At 57.5% G+C, this 19583-nt stretch carries 12 protein-coding genes and 1 pseudogene; 1 reads left to right on the top strand and 12 read right to left on the bottom strand.

The genetic code is table 11. The features are described from left to right. Positions 1-321: 321 nt before the first annotated feature. The 6 genes from ACOI8A_RS08675 to ACOI8A_RS08650 form a co-directional block, all read right to left on the bottom strand. Positions 322-906 carry a BRO family protein gene (locus ACOI8A_RS08675; protein ID WP_420651548.1) on the bottom strand — a complete coding sequence of 195 codons (585 nt, stop codon included), beginning with the start codon at positions 904-906 and terminating at the stop codon, positions 322-324. Positions 907-1008: 102 nt separating this feature from the next. Next, the gene (locus tag ACOI8A_RS08670; RefSeq protein WP_420651562.1) at positions 1009-1407 is read right to left on the bottom strand and encodes a Bro-N domain-containing protein; all 399 of its coding nucleotides are present in this window, start codon (positions 1405-1407) and stop codon (positions 1009-1011) included. 31 nt (positions 1408-1438) lie between these two features. Further along, positions 1439-4129 (bottom strand): DNA-directed RNA polymerase, encoded by a 2691-nt coding sequence (locus ACOI8A_RS08665; RefSeq protein ID WP_420651547.1) that lies wholly within the window; start codon positions 4127-4129, stop codon positions 1439-1441. A gap of 218 nt (positions 4130-4347) precedes the next feature. Further along, positions 4348-4785, bottom strand: coding sequence for a hypothetical protein (locus tag ACOI8A_RS08660; RefSeq protein WP_420651546.1), 438 nt, complete (start codon positions 4783-4785; stop codon positions 4348-4350). 437 nt (positions 4786-5222) lie between these two features. Then, a complete protein-coding gene (locus ACOI8A_RS08655; protein ID WP_420651545.1) occupies positions 5223-6215 on the bottom strand; it encodes a DUF2815 family protein in 993 nt (330 codons plus the stop codon). Positions 6216-6238: 23 nt separating this feature from the next. Continuing rightward, positions 6239-7408, bottom strand: a complete 1170-nt coding sequence (locus ACOI8A_RS08650) for a tyrosine-type recombinase/integrase (protein ID WP_420651544.1) — start codon at positions 7406-7408, stop codon at positions 6239-6241. A 238-nt stretch (positions 7409-7646) separates the two neighbouring features. Between ACOI8A_RS08650 and ACOI8A_RS08645 the strand changes: the two are divergent. Continuing rightward, positions 7647-7784: pseudogene (locus ACOI8A_RS08645) on the top strand (LysR family transcriptional regulator); the annotation flags it as partial. Here ACOI8A_RS08645 and ACOI8A_RS08640 read toward each other — a convergent pair. The 6 genes from ACOI8A_RS08640 to recC all read right to left on the bottom strand — a co-directional run bounded on the left by ACOI8A_RS08640 (position 7781) and on the right by recC (position 19475). Next, the gene (locus ACOI8A_RS08640) at positions 7781-8233 is read right to left on the bottom strand and encodes an OmpA family protein (protein WP_420651126.1); all 453 of its coding nucleotides are present in this window, start codon (positions 8231-8233) and stop codon (positions 7781-7783) included. The pseudogene ACOI8A_RS08645 and the gene ACOI8A_RS08640 sit on opposite strands and share 4 nt — an antisense overlap. A 47-nt stretch (positions 8234-8280) precedes the next feature. Beyond that, complete coding sequence (locus ACOI8A_RS08635) at positions 8281-9549, bottom strand: diguanylate cyclase domain-containing protein (protein WP_420651121.1); 1269 nt, start codon at positions 9547-9549, stop codon at positions 8281-8283. Beyond that, the gene (locus tag ACOI8A_RS08630) at positions 9546-10121 is read right to left on the bottom strand and encodes a YfiR family protein (protein WP_420651122.1); all 576 of its coding nucleotides are present in this window, start codon (positions 10119-10121) and stop codon (positions 9546-9548) included. The genes ACOI8A_RS08635 and ACOI8A_RS08630 overlap by 4 nt, the downstream gene beginning before the upstream one ends. A 119-nt stretch (positions 10122-10240) precedes the next feature. Further along, positions 10241-12346: an exodeoxyribonuclease V subunit alpha gene (gene recD / locus ACOI8A_RS08625; RefSeq protein ID WP_420651123.1), complete on the bottom strand. Its 2106-nt coding sequence runs from the start codon at positions 12344-12346 to the stop codon at positions 10241-10243. Beyond that, positions 12343-16032: an exodeoxyribonuclease V subunit beta gene (gene recB, locus ACOI8A_RS08620; RefSeq protein WP_420651124.1), complete on the bottom strand. Its 3690-nt coding sequence runs from the start codon at positions 16030-16032 to the stop codon at positions 12343-12345. Before recB ends, recD begins: the two co-directional genes overlap by 4 nt. After that, complete coding sequence (gene recC / locus ACOI8A_RS08615; RefSeq protein WP_420651125.1) at positions 16029-19475, bottom strand: exodeoxyribonuclease V subunit gamma; 3447 nt, start codon at positions 19473-19475, stop codon at positions 16029-16031. The genes recB and recC overlap by 4 nt, the downstream gene beginning before the upstream one ends. Between the last annotated feature and the right edge of the window lie 108 nt (positions 19476-19583).

Genomic DNA, 19583 nt, shown 5'->3' with positions numbered 1-19583 from the left:
GTTCATGGGGTGCCCTCACTTGTGTCCTGACGGGATGTCATCGCTTATAGTGGGGGTCTATATCTTGTGTCGTGCATGGGCTACAGGCACCACATACTGTGTGGCTTATCTGCATTTGGTTTCAGCAGGAGCCTGGCCTGAAGAATCATAACCACGCTGTAAGCAAATGACGCGGCAATCTTGGCCAGCCCGCTGGGACGATCCTGAGGGACGCAATTGGTGATATGCACTAAGTGATAGGGGCCGGAACGTGCCCAGTGAGTCGCCCGGACCTCCCACAGGAATGCGATAAAGTGGGCAATTTTCCTACATTGGGATGCCTTAAAGGGGACGATGTTCTAATAACATTTTCTGTCCACTTAACTTTTCCATGCGATCTGTCCACTTAGCGGCATATTGTTCATCTGTAGCTGCACGGGACTTAAAGGCCTCCCAAGCGAGGGCCACCGCCCGCTCGCCATGCTCGGGGAGGTAAGTGTATTCACCGGTCTTGCGTAAGGTAGGTAAAAGGATAGAGCAAACCCACTGGCGGAACGGTTCAGATTGTGGGGAGTTGCCACGAAACAGAATCCTGTACATGACCGATTCCGTGCAGACCCATCCATCCTTCCACCTTGGCCCAATTAGGGACTTACACGCATTGATAAAGGGGGCGAGTGGGTGACTGGCTTCTATACTCCCAGCTTCCAAATCGGACACTTCCCGGATTAAGTCTTTAATTTGGTACATACCCTCGGCTTCTTTGTAGCGTTGGATCTGGCGCTTACCATCCTTAAGGCCCGCTTGGTTTAGTACTTGGGTGGCAATAAACAACAGCTCATGCTTAGGGTGCCCCATGACGACCTGAAGGTTCAATCCGGGTCCTTGGAATGGTTCAAAACGAAGTGCAGGTGTTGCCAGGGTCATTACATGTCCTCATTGGGTTGGAATCTGTCCACTTTAATCTGTCCACTTTAAGATGTCGATCTAAAGTGGACAGATATCATAGACCAGACCTCTGCGAGCGGATCAGAATCGGCGCAGCTCATCCATCACGCCTTGGGCGATTGGATTGGTGGACTGCTCAGCGTCGTACTTGCCTGTCTTGCGGATGGTCGGAACCACCTCATCAGCAAGCCACTCTTGGAACTCATAGGCCTTTTCGGTGCTTCCCCGCATGAGCATCCGGTTAACCTCGGACTCGGTGAAAAGCGTGGTAACTCCTTTGAGCCTGCGACCTGCTGGGTCTTTCGGAATGTCTTTGATGGGTAAATTTCCCATGACACTTAAAAGGGTCCGTCCCGCATCGGCGCCCATCCGTGTCTTTCGGTAATCCCGCACGGCAATAGAAGGGTTTAGTAAGCCCACAGCACGGGCTACCTGAGTAGCAACGAACAACTGCTCGTGTTCTGGGTGGCCGGTGAGGATGTCCAGTTCGATCCCCCTGAAAGAGATTCGACTAAGCGAACGCGAATTCGCTCTCCAGAATCTTTGAGATGTCCAAAGTCCCTTTGGTTGGCAGTGGTGGCATCTTTTCTAACTGGCTTTCGTGAAGTTGCTCCATGAACTGCTCACGGAAGTCATCAAGCACATCGTTTTCGGTGTACGTCTCGACCATCGTTTCACGCACAGCTTTGAACATCTTTCCGGCCTTCGCTGGGATGGTCCCGAAGCTATCGTGGATCAACGCGAAGAACTCCACGCCGTAGCATTCAGAGGCCTTAACGACCGTCTTGCGGAGGTGGGACCCGTCTTGGCTGTGTACGAAGTTCGGAGAGATACCCGACTCCTGCTTAGGCCCGTCGATAATGTCCGAGTCCTTGATATTCACCGTGGAGCGCAGGCGAATAGTCCCGAGGAACATCAGCTCAACCCGACGCTGAATAGGCTTCATGTACTCCTGCCAAACAGGGAACCCGTCAGGCGTCACCCAGTAAACAGGCATGCACGGCTTGAGGATTTCCGGCTCGGGGTTCTTCTTGGTCTTCTTGGTCGCAGTGACCTCAGTAGCCAGTAGCTTTGCCGCTTTCTGTAGCCACAGCATGGCCTCAACGGCCTTCACCACGACCACGCTCACAGAGTCCCAAATCATGTTGGCCATGTAGCGAGCGCATTGCTGTGCATCAGGAAACCACTGAGCGCCGTCACCTTCGTCAATCGCTGGCTGAATGATGTCGTCGCGGACCTGATCGGTGAACCCGAAGGCCTTTGAGCCGTACGCCAGTGTCATAACAGAACGCTTGGTCACCTTGCGGCTGATCCCGTAGCCCATCCAGCCCTGAGCGAGTGTCCGAGTACCCAGAATGCGGCGCTCAGTAATCTCACCGGTCTTCTCGTTGGTGATGAGCTGCACACTGTCTTCAGTCCCTTCGATAAGGTCCTTTTTGACCTTCTCAATGACCTCCTCAGCGACCAGCCGATAGATGTCCTGCACTTCATCAGAAGGAAGCAGGTTTACCGCACGACCACCCCGCTCGTCGCGCAGCATTGCCGAGAAGTGCTGAATACCCGAGCAGGAACCATCAAAGGCAATCGGTAGAGCCGACTCCCAGAGTTCGCCATGTTCGACCACACCGGCCCATTCAAAGCAGAACGCCAAGAAGCAGAACGGAGAATCCATCTTGGTCCACTCAGGCTGGCCCAGTGGGTCCCGAGCAATCTCAAGGATTAACTCTTCGTTGTCCTCTACCCACTTTTTGCGCTGGCTGAAGTCAACCTTATCAACGCCTGCGCAGTTGGCTCCGTGGATCTTCAGCCACTCGATGCCGTCCTTGCCTACAGGCTCCGCAACGGAAGCCATGAGCATCCCCTTGGTCATATCGTTGCCCTGGGGGTTGAACGACGGGATTGCGTAAACACGGCCACGCCAATCGAGGTTGTACGGGAAGTAGATGGCCTCGTAATCAGCGAACTTCTCGGCCTGCTCAATGATGAACTCATAGGACAGGCGACGGCTTACACGGGCACGGTCACGGCGATAGACACCCGCTGCTTCCTTCTTCCAAGCCTTCAGAACCACAGGGTCTTCCCCAATGCCATCCGGCTGGACTGGCAGTTCCTCACGGTCAGCAGTAGGAAACTTGTCGATAGGAACGTGTTTCCATTCCATGATCGCTTTGGCGACTTCGAGGACCTTTGTGTTGACCTTCCATGCTGAGGCTTGAGCAATGTTTACGGCCTTGTAGACCTCGGGCATGGACACGTCACGGTAACGCTGAAGGGCACGTTTAGAGCGCACACGAATCAATGGAATAGGCTTGCGTCCCTTGGCCCAGTAGCCCCCGCCAATCATCTTGGTCCACTCTTTCGGTGGGACAATCATTGGCTGGTGACGTGGAGTGATTCCGGCCAGAGAGAACGCCCGGTTGCACAGCTTGTCGGCCCACGCTTGGGTCAGGTAGATGAACTCACCGTCGAGCTTTATGTTGCCTGCGTTCTCACGCTTCATCTCGACCAACTGCGTGGACTCAATGAGCAGCTCTAACAGGCGGATGCCCATGTGATACGCCACGTCATTATCTACGGCGTTCCAAGAGGCCCACGAGGACTCAAGCTCGTTGGCTTCCTGCATGTGCGCTTCGACCTTCTCAAGGAACTTGACCTTGTAGGTGTGGCCGTTGCGCTTGTTGAGAGCCTTACGGATGTTCTTGTTGAAGTGGTCAGCTTCCTGCTCACGGATACGGCCAAAGCGGGCTTCTTCCTCAAGACCACGGCCAAGGGCTACGGCCAGACTCTGCACGCTTTGAGGACCTTTTTTCGCCACTGTGTTCAACACGATTTTCACGGTGATAGCCGCTACGTTCTCAGACTTGACCATCTGAAAGAACTGAAGACCCACATGCTTACGGCGAACCTTCGTTACTTGATGTTCAACCCAGTTATCAAAGGCAGTCATCATCATGGGAACAAGGGAGGTCAATACGTGTTTTGCGGTCGCGTTATCTGCAAACTCACCGCGATCAATCTGACGCTCAAGTGCTTTATGAAAACGCTCTTCGCCCAGTGTGTAAGCTTCATGTTCAAGGGCAAGTTGAGTAGCTGCAAGATCAGGCCCGTACATTCCTGAAAGAGTTTCAAAGGCCCACGAGGCTTTATCTTTGATGTCGCTGAAGTCGTGCTTAGTTGGTTGAATTTGGCTTTCTGCGGACATGGAGATCCCTTAGAGGCCTTTTACGGCCTCTAACTAATTAGTTAGGTGTTTTGCTGAATCGAGAGCGCAGAGGTCCGCAAAGAGGACTTAAAGAAGTCTCTAAGGGTTAAGGCTCATAGAGTTGGCAATGCGAAGGCGGACGTTATTCAGGAGCTGGCAAGGTTTGATTAACCAACTGTGACTACTGAGATAAATACGGCGCGCCCTTTAGTTATCCGTCAAAGGGCTTCTACTTGTTTCGCGTGACGTGTTCGGTAATATTCAACCCACCACAGGTATACACGGCGAATCCTTGAGGCTTCCCGCTTGATCCGTTTAGCCTCTTCTTGAGAATCCAGAATCATGTCCAGTGGATGAGCTGGCAGACGGTACAGAGCCGCGTTAAGGCCTGAGAATTCACGCTCATCCTCACGAGACCAATGGAACAGAGCGGCCTTTAAGAGGTGATACCCCACTTCCTGCATGGTGTCTGTGAGGAACTGGAAATAGAGGCGGTTGTTGTCGTCCCGCTTGATGTCCACACGGAGCCACTGACGGCCCCTGCGATTCGTTACGTACTGCGCAAGGCCGGTCTTTAAGGACTCCTGCATGGCTGCAAGGATGTTGTTGGCGACTTTGGCCGAGGTGAAATTGGTCAGGTTGTAAGTAGTATTCATGAGGTGCAAAGGTCCTATAGGTGGTCTGTTTGAGTCTCAATGCGTGTGATAGCATGAGATTGTGGAAGGTGTTCTTAGTAGTCATATGTACAGAGTACATGTACTATTTACACAATCCAACCACTTTCTAAGGGATCTTATGGATATTGCTGAACGCGCCGCCCTGCTAATGCATCGGGCGCTTTTAGGGGACCTTGCAAGCGCGGGGGATGTACCTTACGTACGCTGGCAGAATGTAAAGCGCGGTCGTGCGCGCATGGGGCTGGAAGAGATAGAGATATTGGGGCGGGTATTTCCGGCCTATCGCTGGTGGTTGTTAACTGGAGAGGATGGGAAGCCTACAGGACCCTTTGAGTGCCCTTTAGACACGGCGGACATAGGAGAAAAGAGCTAATCCGCGCTTCGCTTCCTCGACGGCGTATCCGCGGCATTCAATATCACATCCGAGATGCGGGCTGAGAGGGCGCTACTTGGCCCAGCCCTCCCTCAGCTTCGTAACCATCTGCAACAGCCTCATTTGCCCATCCATCATCCGAAGCATCGGTGTTGGGCTTGACCAGCTTAATCAGCATAACGCTGTCGAGCTGCAAGATGACGGACGCACCGGCCACCAAACTCCAGCCGTAGGGGAGCAGTGCGAACTTCACTTTCAGCTCAGAGCCGCCTGAAATGGCCGGAACGTTCTCGATGCGCTTGCCCTTGGCGTCAACGACCTTGAGGACCAGCGGCTTGGACTCTTGGGTCTTGCTGTCGATGTACGACGCATAGCCCTTAATCTTGAACGTTACAGTGCCGTCGTCATTCTCGAAGAACGGCATGTCGCCCTCGTGGGGTTCTTGTAGCTTTCTGCCTTGCTGTAACTGGGCGCGCAAAGCTGGCTTGTCTTTCTCGAACTGCTTCACCAGTGCCGAATAGTTTGCTTCGTGGGCATCAACAATCGTATCGATAAGCGGCTGAGCTTCACGGCGCGGAATGGTCAGATTGACCTTGTATTCACCACGAGGATTACCGAAGCCCCTTTCAGGGTTGCCGTAGTCGGGCTGATGAATCGAGCAATTCGTATCAGCGACACCGCGAGGCGTGAAGTGGAAGTTTTTATCAATACGCACTCCTCCAGCGCTTCCCGCTTTTGGTAGCTCACTTACTGCTGAATCCTGAAGCTTCGCCGGGACTGCCCTGTAAGCGGCTGTGGAAGCGTCCCCGTGTGCAGTAGCTAAACACTGCTGTGTGATTTCAGGTAGACGCGTCCTAAGCTGTTTCCATGTAGCTGATGGCCTTGCGAGGTGATACTTGGCCAGGCGCTTCAAGATGTCCTCGGTGATTCCGATAGCCACGGTCTTATCACTGGTGTGGAGTGAGAAGGAAATGCTATCTGAATTAACCCCGCGAACCCGCAAACGCAGGTAGTAAACCTTAATACGCTTGTACAAGTAAGGAGTCGCCAAAACAGTCTCTAACACAGTCGTTGACCACCACCGTCAAACAACCCCACAAGCATCTCCGCTATGGTCTCAACGGGAACCCCAGAGCCGTAGACATCAAAAGTAATCGTACCCGATGCATGACCCATCACAGCCTGTGCGTAAGCCGTTGGGACCCCTTTGGCCTGCATCAGGGAAGCCAACGAGTGCCGCATGGAATGGAACGTTAAACCGGGACCAAAGGATTCCCCAAGGGCTGCTGGGATTGCCTGCTGATTCGCCCACTCACCACCGGGCCTGTAACCAATCTGAGCCAATGAGTCCGACCCGCTGAGCGTGCATGCCTCGACGTACCGCAAGAACGCTGCAAGGTCGAACCCATAGGCACCGTCAGTCAGTGGCACCAGCCGTTCACTACGCTTATTCTTGATTGACTTCCCCTCTCCTGCTTCGTTGATGTGAATGACCGTGATACCTGAAGCAAGGGTCTGCACGTCACCTACCGTCAACTGTGAGATTTCATTCAGACGCCCCCCAGTGATAGCCCCGAGGCTCAACAACCAGCGCTTCCATGAGGTCTCTGGCAGCGTATTGGAGTAAGCCACCAGCTTGCCTACCTGGTCTTGCGTGAACGCCTTACGGCTCGACTCAGTGCCCTTTGTGAACTTCAGGTTCCTATCGTATGACTTGGATATATGACCATTTTCAACTGACCATGCGAGGACAGCCGATAACTTCACGATCAGCTTATTGACCGTTGAGGGCATGCGGCCATCTGAAAGACGATCACGAAGCGCAACGAGGTCAGCCCGTGAGTGAGTCCGCATGTCCAGTTCACCGAGAACCAGCCCGAGTACCCTATGGCAAATCGTGGTTTCTTTAAGGGTAGAGGCCTTTTGGTCTTGCCCACGGTCAGCCACATAGAGAGCTGAAAGGGCCTCAAAGGTTACTGCGGGAGCGATTACAGATAAGGACATAGAAGCGCTCGCTACTGACTTCAGGGGTCGCGTAGAGCTGCCGACAGGCCCTGAGTGGCCATCATGCAATCCGCCCCACACCTGCCTCACACCACGATCACGCACGGACTCAAACAGCTCCACAGAGACCAACCGAAAGTGTTCCTTCAGTTCGCCCCATGAAGCCTCTGGGTTCTCCACATGGAAGGCCCTGACGAACCCCGTAAGCTGTTCTGCGGCATCCATAGCCTCCCTTCTGTTGCTGGTCTTCAGGGAAACCGAAGCGAGATTAGAGGTGCTGCCTGTAGCTCGGAGACGCATGTAGTAGATACCGTTGCGCCGGAAGTGATACGGCTTAGCCAGCCTTGTGGTCGGCTTCACAGGAAACGTAAGACTTGAAACAGTGTTTGATACAGCAGGTTGAACTTCAAGGAGACTCATAGCGGTTAGACCCCGTAATCATTGGGTTAACCTGTTTTCCTTGAAGTTCTGGATGTACTGCCGCGAGGATCTCAGGAAGTTGAAGCGGATCACCCTGTTGTGGGATTACATCCGCGAGGTGACTGAGCGTAATCAGGCGCTGCTGATGGGTCAGACTCGCGAGATGTTGTTCGCCGATTAGTCGGCGCTGACCACAATCGAGACGCGGCGGTTTTCGGTGCGGCCGGCGGCGGTGTCATTGGACGCTACCGGATCGCGACTGCCCAGCCCCTGCAACTGAATGTTCTCCTCCTTCATGCCGACAGTGCTCAACACGTTGGCCACGCTTTTGGCCCGGCGCAGCGACAGTTGCTGGTTGTAGGTTTCCTTGCCGGAGGCGTCGGTATGACCGTCGACCCGCACGCGCTCGATGCCGATCCCCAAGAGTGCCTTGCCGATCCTTTCGACAATCTCGGTACTCTGCTGGTTAAGACTTTCGACATCACTGCCAAACAGCACTTTGCCCGACAGACCAAACTCCCAGCCCTCGTCGGTCGGTGCGAAGCCTTGTTGTTTGAGCACGGTAATCTGCGCCGGGGTCAGGCCTTTTTGCGGCGCGGTCTGGCAACCGGTCAGGGCCAGCACAGCCATTAGCAGCACAGAGAAAAACAAACGCGAAGAAAGTGAGAACACGGAGATCAGCTCCTGGTTTGAACGGGTTCGACCGGGTGCTCCGACCCGGCAGTGAATTGGGCGCCACGCGACAGGCGCTTGGCTTGGTACATTGCCGCGTCGGCGGCATTCAGCAAGGCGCCGGGCGTGGAGCCATGATCGGGATAAACCGCGATGCCGATACTGAGCGAGGTCACCACACTGCTGTCGCCCGGCAACGCGATGGGCATATCCATGCTCGCGAGAATCTTGTCGGCAATGCGCTCGGCGTCTGCAGTCCTGTGCAACGGCGTCAGCAGCACGGCGAACTCGTCGCCGCCCAGACGCGCCACCAGATCTTCTTCGCGCAACTGCGCGCGTATCCGATTGGCCACCGCGACCAGCACCGCATCGCCGGCAGCGTGGCCGAAGTTATCGTTGATACCTTTGAAACGGTCGCTGTCGAGAAACAACACCGCCACCCGCTCGTTGTTTTTGTGCGCGCTGCGCAGGGCGCGCATGAGTCGGCCTTCGAAAAACCCTCGGTTCGGCAATCCGGTCAGGCTGTCGTGGCTGGCCTGATGGGCGAGAGTTTCGTTCTCGGTCTGCAGATGCGATTGCCAGGATTCGAGTTCGTCGAGCAAGGCATTGAAGTCGTTACCGAGGTTGTCGAGTTCGGCAATTTTGGCCGGCGGCACACGACGATCCAGTACGCGTTCACTGCGAGCGGCGTGGGCTACGCTGGCGAGGCTGTGCAGTGGGCCGATGATCCCGCGCAATTGACGACGCGCCAGATACAACGCGACCCAGGCGCTGATCGCGGTACACAGAATGATCCCGGCCAGACCACTGAGCAGAAAGCGCATCAGACTGCCGCCGTGACCGGTGAGCAAGACGCGGCCGATCTCACGATCCTGATGCACGATTGGCAGGCTCACGGGTTTTTCCAGGATGACGCGGGCGACCTGCATTTCCAATTCAGTGATGAAACCGTTCTCCGGCCGCTGCCAACTGGCGATCAATTCACCGTTGCTGTCGAGGACCTGCGCGTGGGCGACTTCTTCGGTCCCGGCGATCAAGCCCAGCGCTTCGGACGCGGCGGTCTTGTCGTCGAACACCACTGCCGCTTCGACCGTGTAGCTGATCGAACGGGCGATCAGGTGCAGGTTGTGATCGGCATAAACCCGCAACGCCAACACGCCCAGCAGCGTCAGCGAAACGCTCGCCATCGCCACCGCTATCAACGCAACAATCAAATGCCCGCGACCGATCACCGAGCCGAGGCTCGGCAGTTCTGTGGAGTTATGCTTTTTCATGGCGCCGCCGGCTTGCGGCGGGACAACTGCAGCACGCTTGGATGAATGCGCACGCCACTGCGGGCAACGGAGTCGAGGTTGACCTCGAACGACACTTGCTCATCTCCGACGCGCAGGCAGAACAGGCTGCCGACCGTGCATTGATCGTCGCTTTCGCTGATGCTCAATATCGGATGGCCAATCAGAGAAGCGAACAGCCGGCTGCGTTCATCCGCCGTGAGTTTGCCGATGTACACCGCGTTGCATTCACTGACGATGGCTGGATTGTCGGCGAGCAAACGGCGCACGGTAACCGGACGGCCCGTGGCTTGGGTCGTGCCCTTAACCAGATCATCGGTGTATTCGGTGGGACCGACGATGCACAGGTGCAACTGCGCCGGCTCGACCGGCCAGCGCGCATAACTGAGGATCCCAAGCACGACCTGAGTAACCGACTTGGCTCGTTGCTCAGCCATACCGGGCGGCGTTTGCGCTTGCGCGATGGCCATACCTGCCAGCATCAGGAGCAGACTGCCAAGCACCAACTGCTTGCAGCCATATACGCGCTCTGTCGCCCAGATGGCCACCTTCATGCAGAGATACTCTTGGATCGTTACGGAATGATGCCGCAACGATAGCACAGCGTTGGAACACCAGCGATACAGCGCCCTCTGACCGGTTGGTCAGTTATCGCCATCCAACGCTGCAATGTTCATAAGTGACTATCAGCGCCCTGCTCCAGCTCAAGCATCAACCCGCTCAGGCGTTTGACCTTGCGTTGTACGGCCTCTTCAAACACGCCGGCACGCGGTTCGATCAGGGTGAACCAGTGCTTGGCGCGGGTGATTCCGGTGTAGATCAATTCTTTTGTCAGCACTGGATTCAGCGCATCGGGCAGGATCAACGCGGTATGCGCGAATTCAGAGCCCTGGGACTTGTGTACGGTCATCGCGTACACGGTTTCAACGTCGTTGAGCCGGCTAGGCAATACGAAGCGCACCCCGCCGCGACCATCATTGCGCGGGAATGCCACGCGCAGCACTGGTTTACCGGCGTCCGGCCCTTCGCGCTCGGGCAGCTTGAGCGCGATGCCGATATCGCCGTTCATCAGACCCAGACCGTAGTCGTTGCGGGTCATCAAAACGGGCCGGCCTTCGTACCATTGCTGATCGCTGTCGATCAGTCGAGCCTTGAGCAGTGCGTCGGTGATGCGCTGGTTCAGGCCCTCGACACCCCATGGGCCTTTGCGCACGGCACAGAGTAACTGGAAGGTGTCGAATGCCTGCAAAACATCCCGCGCCCATTCGATCCATTGCGGGTCTTCAAGTGGTGTGGCGGTTGAGGGACGTTGCTGGCGCAGGACGCTCAGGTAATGCCGGTAGCCTTGCGGGCCTGCGCCGTGTCCATCGAGAACGAGGCGTTCAAGGGCCTGATCGCGCTCGCCCTTGAGCGACAACGAGAACACATCATCGTAGCCGCCGGCGCTCAAAAGCTGCCGTGCCTCGTCCGGCAATTGCCGATTCACCCGGCGCGCAAGTTGCCCAATGCCACTGCCCTCGCCGAAGCGCCGCGAGTGTCGCAGCATCACCACTTGCTGGGCGAGCGGGTGCGATCCATCGGTGTCTTCGTGCAACTCGCTGGCGGCCAGGGACTCACCGCTTACTGACTCCAGCCACTGGCGCGTCTGCGGACTGTAGTAACCAGCCTCGGCGTCGCGGCACAGATCGCCCAACACCGCGCCGGCCTCCACAGAGGCGAGCTGATCCTTGTCACCGAGCAATACCAGGCGAGCGTGCGGCGGCAGGGCATCGAGCAGGTTAGCCATCATTTCCAGGTCGATCATCGAGGCTTCATCGACCACCAGCACGTCCAGCGGCAGACGATTACCGGCGTGGTGGCGGAAATGCCGCGTGCCGGGACGGCTGCCGAGCAGGCGGTGCACGGTCGTCACGTCCGAGGGGATCTTCTCGCGAACCGTTTCGGCGATGTCCAGTGATTGCACTTGCTGGCTGATGGATTCGGTCAGGCGCGCCGCCGCTTTACCAGTAGGCGCTGCCAGACGGATGCGCAGTGGCTTGCCGGCCTGAACGGCTGGGGACTGCAGCAAAGCCAGCAGGCGCACCACCGTGGTGGTTTTACCGGTCCCCGGGCCACCGGTGACGATGCTGAAAGCACCTCGGGTCGCCAGCGCGCAGGCAAGTTTTTGCCAGTCGATCACGTCCGTCTGTTGCGCCAAGCCGAACAGTTCGTTAAGTCGCTGCGACAGGTCTTGCGGTGTTGGTTCTTGCTGTGCGAGGCGTTGGCGCAACGCATTGTCGATGCGTCGCTCGTAGGCCCAGTAGCGACGCAGGTACAAGCGTTTGCCCGACAACACCAGCGGACGTTGCGAGGCAGAATCACTGACATCGGCCGCCTGCGCTACCAGCGAACTCTCGGCCAATACCTTGCACCAATGCGCGCCATCAAGCGTCACGAGCAACTGCGATGGTAATAAAACCCCAGCTTGTTGATCACCTTCCGGCGGCAGCGACAGAGCGAAATCCGGAGCTTCAAGGGTTTCGAACAGATCGAGGCAGACGTGGCCATGGCCGAGCTGGTGACTGGTCAACGCGGCGGCGAGCAGCACCAGCGGGTCAACTTCGGGTGCCAGCTCGTGCAGAAACCCGACGAACGCCTTGTCCAGCGAGCGTAACCAGCCGCGCTCGACCCAATGGCCGAGCAACAGCAGCAGATCATCGGCGCGGGTGAGGGGCGTCAGGTTGGCCAGCGCGTCTGCGTCTAGTGGGGCCGATAGTCCGTCGGCGAATGTCCGGCTCATAGCAAGATTCCTTGTTCCCATGCAGGCTCGGCCTTGGGTTCAGCTTTGCCCTGGAACATGCGGTCCAGTCGCTCGATCAGCTCTCGCGGTGGGCGGGCAAAATACACGCCTTGGCTAGTGGCCCGGGTTCCGCGCAAGAACAGGTACAGCGCACCGCCGATGTGCCGGTCGTAGTCGTACTCGGGAAGTCGTGCTTTGAGCTGACGGTGCAGGGCCAGGAGGTACAGCACGTATTGCAGGTCATAGCGATTATCGAGGATCGACTGCTCCATGGCCTGTTCGGTGTAGGCGCTGTCATCGGCACCCAGCCAGTTGGATTTGTAATCCGCCACGTAATAGCGACCTTCGTGTTCGAAAGTCAGGTCGATGAAGCCTTTGAACATGCCATTGAGTTGCACTGGCTCGGCGGCGACTCGGGCGACGCCGTTGTGAGTGTGTTGGCGCACCAGTTCGTCGAGTTTGAGCACATCGACTTTGTGGCTGGCGAACCAGAACTCCATCTCGACGCGATACTGTTTGAGCTGTTCGAGCGTCACCGGCGGCTGACCAATCCCTGCGGGTAGCGGCGTCTTTAGCAATTGTTGCAGCCAGTCGCTGAGGGTGGTGATCCAGCCTTGCCAGCCGCGCAGATTGCAGCGTCGCGCAATCGCATCTTCCAGCGCCTTGCGCGACACGGCGAAACCTTCATCGCCCGCCCATTCCAGCAAACCATGCAGAAACGTTCCGGGATTCGGGCCGCGCGGAAACCGGTGGATATCGGCACCGCCGGTGATGATTTCGCGCGGAGCATCCGGGTCGAGACGTTCGTCGTCGAAGAGTTTTTGCGCTTGCGGACTGTCCGGCGCCTCATCACTGCCAACGCTCAATACATCGCTGATACGCAATGCACTGTAGGAGGCGATCCACCAGTTTTCGCTGGCCTTGCGTTTGGGCACCAAGGTCGCACTGAGTGTCGCTTCGTTGCGTGGCGGCAGATAAAACTCGCTGGTCGCCAAGAGCATCTCGCTGACCTTTAGCGCAGGAGCGTTTTCCTGCAAGTCCTCCAGCCAGCGGTTGAGTGCACTGGACTCACGCAATATCGCTCCGCCGCCCAACAGATAGCCAAGTGCCGAAAGATGCAGCACCGAACTGTTGTTATTGCCGCGTTTGAGATCCGTCACGCCGAGCCAGCAAGCGTGTTGCGCTCGAGTCAGAGCGACGTAGAGCAAGCGCAGATCTTCTGCGAGGCGTTCATCGTCAGCCAGCGAAATCAGTTCAGCAGTGGGTTTGAGACTGACCTGCGCCTTGCCGGATGCGTCGTGGTAATGCAGCGGCAAGCGACTGCCATCCACTGGTTTCGCCGAGCAAATGAACGGCAGAAAAACCAGCGGATATTCCAGGCCCTTGGATTTGTGGATGGTCACAACCTTGACCAGTTGCTCGTCGCTTTCCAGGCGCAGGATCTGTTCTTCGCCCGCCTGACCCGATAGCGCCAGATGCTCAGCCAGATGGCGGATCAGGGCCTGCTCGCCATCGAGTTCAGCCGCCGCTTGCTGGAGCAATTCCGAGAGGTGCAGCAGATTGGTCAGCACCCGCTCGCCGTCGGTGCGCGTGATGAGAATCTGCGGCAGGTGAAAATCGTGCAGCAGGCGCCGCAACATCGGCAGCACGCCTTGCTTGCGCCACAGATCGCGATAGCCGCGGAACTGCATGACCCGAGCTTCCCACACCAACTCGTCCTGATTCAGCCGCTCCAGTTCAGCCAATGGCAGATTCAGGGTCAGGCAGGCCAGCGCCGCTTTCAACGCGCGCTCGACATCCGGCTCCGCGCACGCCTTGAGCCAGCTCAGCAGGTCGTGGGCTTCCTGAGCGGCGAAGACTGAATCCTTGTCCGACAGATAGACGCTGCGTACGCCGCGAGCCGCAAGTTCACCGCGCACTGCTTGAGCTTCTTTACCGTCGCGCACCAGAATTGCAATGTCCGCCGGGCGCAGGCCGCGCAGCTCTTTGCCCTCTTGCGCAAACCCTGCATCACCAGTTTGTCCGCCATTGAGCAGCGTGGTGATTTCACTGGCGCAAGCGGCGGCCAATTGTTGGCGATACACCACACCGGAGATTGGTTGCTCGGTGGAGAGCTGCCAGATATTCAAGGCTGGAACGTCTTGTCCGCCGATCTGCAATCGCTCCTTACGCCCCTGAGATTGCACCGGCAGAAACGGTACCGGGTTGACGCCGCTTGGCTCTCGAAACAAAAACGCGCCGCGTCCTTCGTTACGGGACTCAGCGCGTTCGAAGACATGATTGACCGCGTCGACCATGCCGTGGCTGGAACGGAAGTTGGTACCCAGAGTGTGCAATCGGCCGGTGGTGGCTTGTCGGGCGCGCAGGTAGGTGTAGATGTCCGCACCACGGAAAGCGTAGATCGCCTGCTTTGGATCACCGATCAGAAACAGCCCGGTTTCAGGGTTGTTGTCTTCGATGCGATAAATGCTCTCGAAGATCCGGTACTGCACCGGGTCGGTGTCCTGGAATTCATCGATCAAGGCGACCGGAAACTGTTCGCGGATCAACGTGGCCAGACGCTCGCCGCCTTCCGATTGCAGGGCTGCATCCAGACGCAGCAACATATCGTCGAAGCCCATTTCGGCGCGGCGACGCTTCTCTTCTTCGAAACGTGCACCGACCCATTTGGCGGCGTGTTGCAACACGGCGGCATCGGGAGTAGGCAGAGCATCAAGACTCGACTTGAGGCCCGGCATTGCATCCAGCCCTGGATGGCTTGGTGGATCAGTTTTCCAGGCTTCGGCCATGCCATCTGGGGTCAGCCGGGTGAAGCCGGTGCCGATGTCGAGTTGTTCGAGGCTCTCGTCTTCGGCCCACATCTTGAGCTTTTCGAACCAGGGTTCGAAGTAGCGCGCCTGCATCTTGCGTCCGTCGACCGTCTTGGTCGCGACACCCTGGTGGCAGATCGCGAGCAACTCGTCTGCCCACTCGCGCCAAGGCATCTTCAGCTCGATCAACGCGTTGCGCCGTTCTTGCAGACACTCGGCAATCAGCTCGGCCGGGGCTTTGTCTTCTTCGCTTTCTCGCTCGATGCCGAACAAGCCGCGCACCCGAGGTAACAGAGCTGCCGGGCCACCCCAATTGCCGCGAACCCAATTCAGCGCATCGCCCTGCATTGGATAGCAGAACAGCCGCCAGTAATCGCGCAGCACTTCGCCGAGCAGGTCGCTGTGATCGGTTTCCAGGGTCTGGGTGAACAGACTGCCGCTGTCGAACGCGTGCTCGCGCAGCATGCGCTGGCACCAACTATGGATCGTCGAGACCGCGGCTTCGTCCATCCATTGCGCTGCGATGTCCAGACGGTTCGCGCAACCGGGCCATTGCCGGGGCTCATATTCCTCGCGCAAATCAGCAATCAGCGCATCGGGCGCGGGTGTTTCGTCACGGAAGAAACGGGCCGCTTCAGACAGACGGGTGCGAATCCGCTCGCGCAGCTCTTTGGTCGCGGCATCGGTGAAGGTCACGACGAGAATTTGCGGCGGCAGCAGCTCACGAGCAAAACCGCTCGACTCGTCACCGTGGCCGAGGATCAGGCGCAGGTAGAGTGCGGAGATGGTGAACGTCTTGCCGGTGCCGGCACTGGCTTCGATCAGTTGGCTGCCGCGCAGAGGGAACGCCAGTGCGAGGGGCTTTTGCTTACTCATGAACCCTCTCCGTTCAATGAACGCCACGGGGCTGCGAGTAATGGTCGATACAAGGCGTCGCACCAGTCGGGAAAAGTCTCGTCCGCCAATAGCGCGTCGTAGTCGGCGAATTGGCGGGTCAGGGCCGGGCTTTCACGTCGCTCGCCTTCGCTGGTCTGGCCGTCACCTTCGTAGGTTTTACGGGCAGTGGCTTCGGCTTTTAGCGGGTCGCTCTGTCCCAGCCAGGCGAACGCGGTCTTCACCGCGATCGGCAGTGGCTGGCGCATTCCGGTTTGCCAGGCGAGCAGGACGTTTTCCAGGATGCTCAGGGCCTTGTCCTCAGCCATGGGTTCAAGCAACAACGTCTCATCGCTGGCCACCAATGCAGTGGTCAAGGAAAGCCCGCTCGCGCCTGCCACCAGATGATTGACCCAGGGTTTGATCAGTCGATGCCACTTGCGATTTTTGATCGAGCCGATGCTGTTGGGGATTGTCGTCACCGACAGCACACCGCGATCGGCGCGCTGGTGCAAACCACCTAGCCATCCTTCCAGGCGCAAACCTTGGAGTTCGAGACTGACCGGTATTGCGCTGGTCATCGGAGTCGGCCAAAGCGTCAGCAGCTGTTGATAACGCTGCAGCAAATCCGGCAGCGGCTCGATCAACTCCCGTTGCAGACTTGCGCCGAAACCGGCCATTGGCAGCAGGCCGCTGTTTTGCAAGCGCAGTGCTTGAGCTGCCAGGGCTTGATCAATGTTATCCGGCTGGCGTAGAGCGGCTTCGAGCAAACTGTCGCTCAAGGAGTATCGCTGTAGCGCGTCCAGAACGAAGGGCTCTTCGTCCGCCAGAGGGACTTGCGCGGCCTCGAAGTAGACTTTCAGCCTTTGTGTGAAGAAGTGCCGAACCGGGTTGCGCAGGAAATCCTGGAGCAGCGCGAGACTCAGCGGTTCTTCTTGTACATGCGGTTCAAGCATCGCAGCGACATTGGCGGGTTCACCGGGCTGATGCAGAACTTGCCACTCACTGGCGTAGCTGAAGAGTTCATCACCTTCATGAAAATAGCGTGCACTGAATGGCTGGAGCGGGTGCTCCTCAGTCATGCCGTGCAGCAGATCCTGGTCTTCTTCGTTGAGTCGCCAGCCATTGGCGAGGTGATCGCGTAATTGACCAATCAGCACTGAGGCCGGCCGCTCACTGTTGTCGCGGATGCTGCGCCCGACCCAACTGATGTAGAGCTGATGACGCGCCGACAGCAACGCTTCGAGCAGCAGATAACGGTCGTCTTCTCGACGGGAACGGTCGCCGGGACGGTAGTCGCTGCCCATCAAATCGAAGTCAAGTGGCGGTTGTGCCCGTGGGTAATCGCCGTCGTTCATGCCCAAGAGACAAACGAGCTTGAACGGAATTGCGCGCATCGGCATCAGGGTGCAGAAGTTCACTGCACCGGCGAGGAAGCGCTGGGACAAGCGCCCCTGATCCAGCCCGGCCAGCCAGGCTTCACGGACTACCGTCAGCGGCAGTTCGTCGAGTAAGCGGACTGACTCACAGGTCTCTAGCCATGTTTCACGCAGCTCTTCGAGTTGGGTCAGAAGGTAGTCGTCATGCTCGTTGCTGGCTTTGAAAAACAGCTGTGTCAGCGCTTGCAAGCGAATTCCCCATTCCTGAGGTTTGGCTGGTTGCGAGAGTTGCTGATGGGAAAGCTCCAGCGCATCAAGCAATGCAACCAACGGGCCGATCAATGCAGCGTCAAGACCACCGATTTCATCGTAGGGTTCTATTCCGGCACAGGCTGAAGAACTGCCTACGGCATAACCGAGCAGCATTCGCCGTAGACCGAAACGCCAGCTGTTCTGCTCAAGCTCATGTGGTAGTCCCAGCCCGGCTCTTTGCTCGGCATCCATGCCCCAACGCACGCCTGCGCCCTCGATCCAGCGATGCAGTGTTGGTAAATCACGTTCTTCCATACCAAACCGGGCGCGCAATGCGGGGACATCGAGCAGGTCGAGGATTTCGCTGACCGGGAAACGGCTGTCCGGGAGCTTGAGCAAGTGCTCGACCGCGATCAGTAAAGGATCACGGCCGCGCTGGCCCTGGTCAGCCAATGTGAACGGGATGAAGCGCGGATCGTAGCGATCCAGTTGACCGAACACGGCACGGATATGCGGGGCGTAGCTGTCGATGTCCGGCACCATCACGATCACATCGCGCGGACGTAATTCACGGTTGGCGCTGAAACGCGCCAATAACTGATCGTGGAGAATTTCCACTTCACGCTGGGCGCTATGGGCAACGTGAAAGCGGATTGACTGGTCTTGTATCAGATCAACAGCAGGCCAATGCTCGCGAGTCTCAATGAGTGGGCGCAGTTCGAGAATATCGTTCTGGAGCTGGTTGAGCATATTCAGCGGATCAGTGTCGCTGAACAGGTCGATACGGCCGTCGCGAAATGCACTGCGATAGCCATCAGGGTCATCGTAACTGTCGAGCAAATTGATGTAGTCGCGACCCTGCTTTCCCCACGCCGCCAGCAACGGGTGGGCGTGTTGATGCAACAGTTCCGGATCCAGAACAATGGGCATGCCACTCTTGCGTGCCTGACGCTTGTATTGGTGCCGAAGCAGATCTTTGTCAGCGACGATGTCCGCCCAGTGATAACGGCAGGGGTTATGTACACACAACAGGACCTGGCTGAAACGTGCCAGCCCGGCCAATGCTTCCAGTACTTGGGCGGGGAGTGAGGATATTCCGAACACTATCACCCGGGACGGCAAGCCTGGCGGCGCTTCTTCAAGCGTGGTGATGCGTTCGATGAATCGCTGGTGCACGCCGGCTCGGCTCTGCGCCATGCCTTTCTCACCCACGTCCTGGAGCAGCGCGCGCCACAGTTCTGCCTGCCAGCAACTGGTGGGAGGCAGCGGCTTCACTTCGCCTCTGACACTTCGTAATTGATGACGTCCTTCGGCCCAATCTTCCAGCCAGTCGGCACGGTATACCTGATATTGGTCGAAGAGATCCGCCAGACGTTCGGACAACTGATAGCGCTTGCGCATATCGGTATCGCGCGTGAGGAAGCGCTGGAGCGGTTCGAAATGCGGTTGATCGATAACTTGCGGCAATAGACGCATCAGGCGCCAAGTCAGAGGGGCTTTATCGAGTAGGGATTTGGCGGGGATTTCATCTCGTCCCAGCACCATTCGGTAAAGCTGCCACATGAAGCTGCCCGGCAATTGCACATCGATGGCGGCCGCGATGCCGCAACCACCCGAATCATCGTCTTCAGGATCTTCGGCCAAGGCCAGCTTCAGCCACTGAGCAATGCCGTTGCTTTGTACGAGCGCAATTTCATTCTCCAAGGGAGCCAGTGGATAGCGCCGCATTATGCTGACCACCAGGCTGCGCAGTTCGTCCAGGCTGTTGCTCTGAACCACCATGAATGCAGCGTTGAGGGACTTGGCGTCCGGCATGAAGGCTTCCTTGGAAAAGTACAAAAGCTAGGTCAGAACCTTAGCATTGTCGGCCGTTGGCGGCAGCCTGATCGCGTCCGAGAATGCTGTACGAACTTTCCTGCGGGC

It is taken from the genome of Pseudomonas sp. P4795, assembly GCF_048822895.1.
Classification (GTDB): Bacteria; Pseudomonadota; Gammaproteobacteria; order Pseudomonadales; family Pseudomonadaceae; genus Aquipseudomonas.
The sequence above is the reverse complement of the archived record's forward strand: the minus strand, read 5'-3'. Positions and strand labels throughout refer to the sequence as shown.

What these genes read in the sequence shown, in the direction of transcription:
- recD (WP_420651123.1), bottom strand. Translation starts at nt 12,346, where the DNA reads ATGAGCCGGACATTCGCCGACGGACTATCGGCCCCACTAGACGCAGAC.
- ACOI8A_RS08660 (WP_420651546.1), bottom strand. Translation starts at nt 4,785, where the DNA reads ATGAATACTACTTACAACCTGACCAATTTCACCTCGGCCAAAGTCGCC.
- ACOI8A_RS08640 (WP_420651126.1), bottom strand. Translation starts at nt 8,233, where the DNA reads ATGGCTGTGCTGGCCCTGACCGGTTGCCAGACCGCGCCGCAAAAAGGC.
- recC (WP_420651125.1), bottom strand. Translation starts at nt 19,475, where the DNA reads ATGCCGGACGCCAAGTCCCTCAACGCTGCATTCATGGTGGTTCAGAGC.
- ACOI8A_RS08665 (WP_420651547.1), bottom strand. Translation starts at nt 4,129, where the DNA reads ATGTCCGCAGAAAGCCAAATTCAACCAACTAAGCACGACTTCAGCGAC.
- recB (WP_420651124.1), bottom strand. Translation starts at nt 16,032, where the DNA reads ATGAGTAAGCAAAAGCCCCTCGCACTGGCGTTCCCTCTGCGCGGCAGC.
- ACOI8A_RS08675 (WP_420651548.1), bottom strand. Translation starts at nt 906, where the DNA reads ATGACCCTGGCAACACCTGCACTTCGTTTTGAACCATTCCAAGGACCC.
- ACOI8A_RS08650 (WP_420651544.1), bottom strand. Translation starts at nt 7,408, where the DNA reads ATGGATGCCGCAGAACAGCTTACGGGGTTCGTCAGGGCCTTCCATGTG.
- ACOI8A_RS08630 (WP_420651122.1), bottom strand. Translation starts at nt 10,121, where the DNA reads ATGAAGGTGGCCATCTGGGCGACAGAGCGCGTATATGGCTGCAAGCAG.
- ACOI8A_RS08635 (WP_420651121.1), bottom strand. Translation starts at nt 9,549, where the DNA reads ATGAAAAAGCATAACTCCACAGAACTGCCGAGCCTCGGCTCGGTGATC.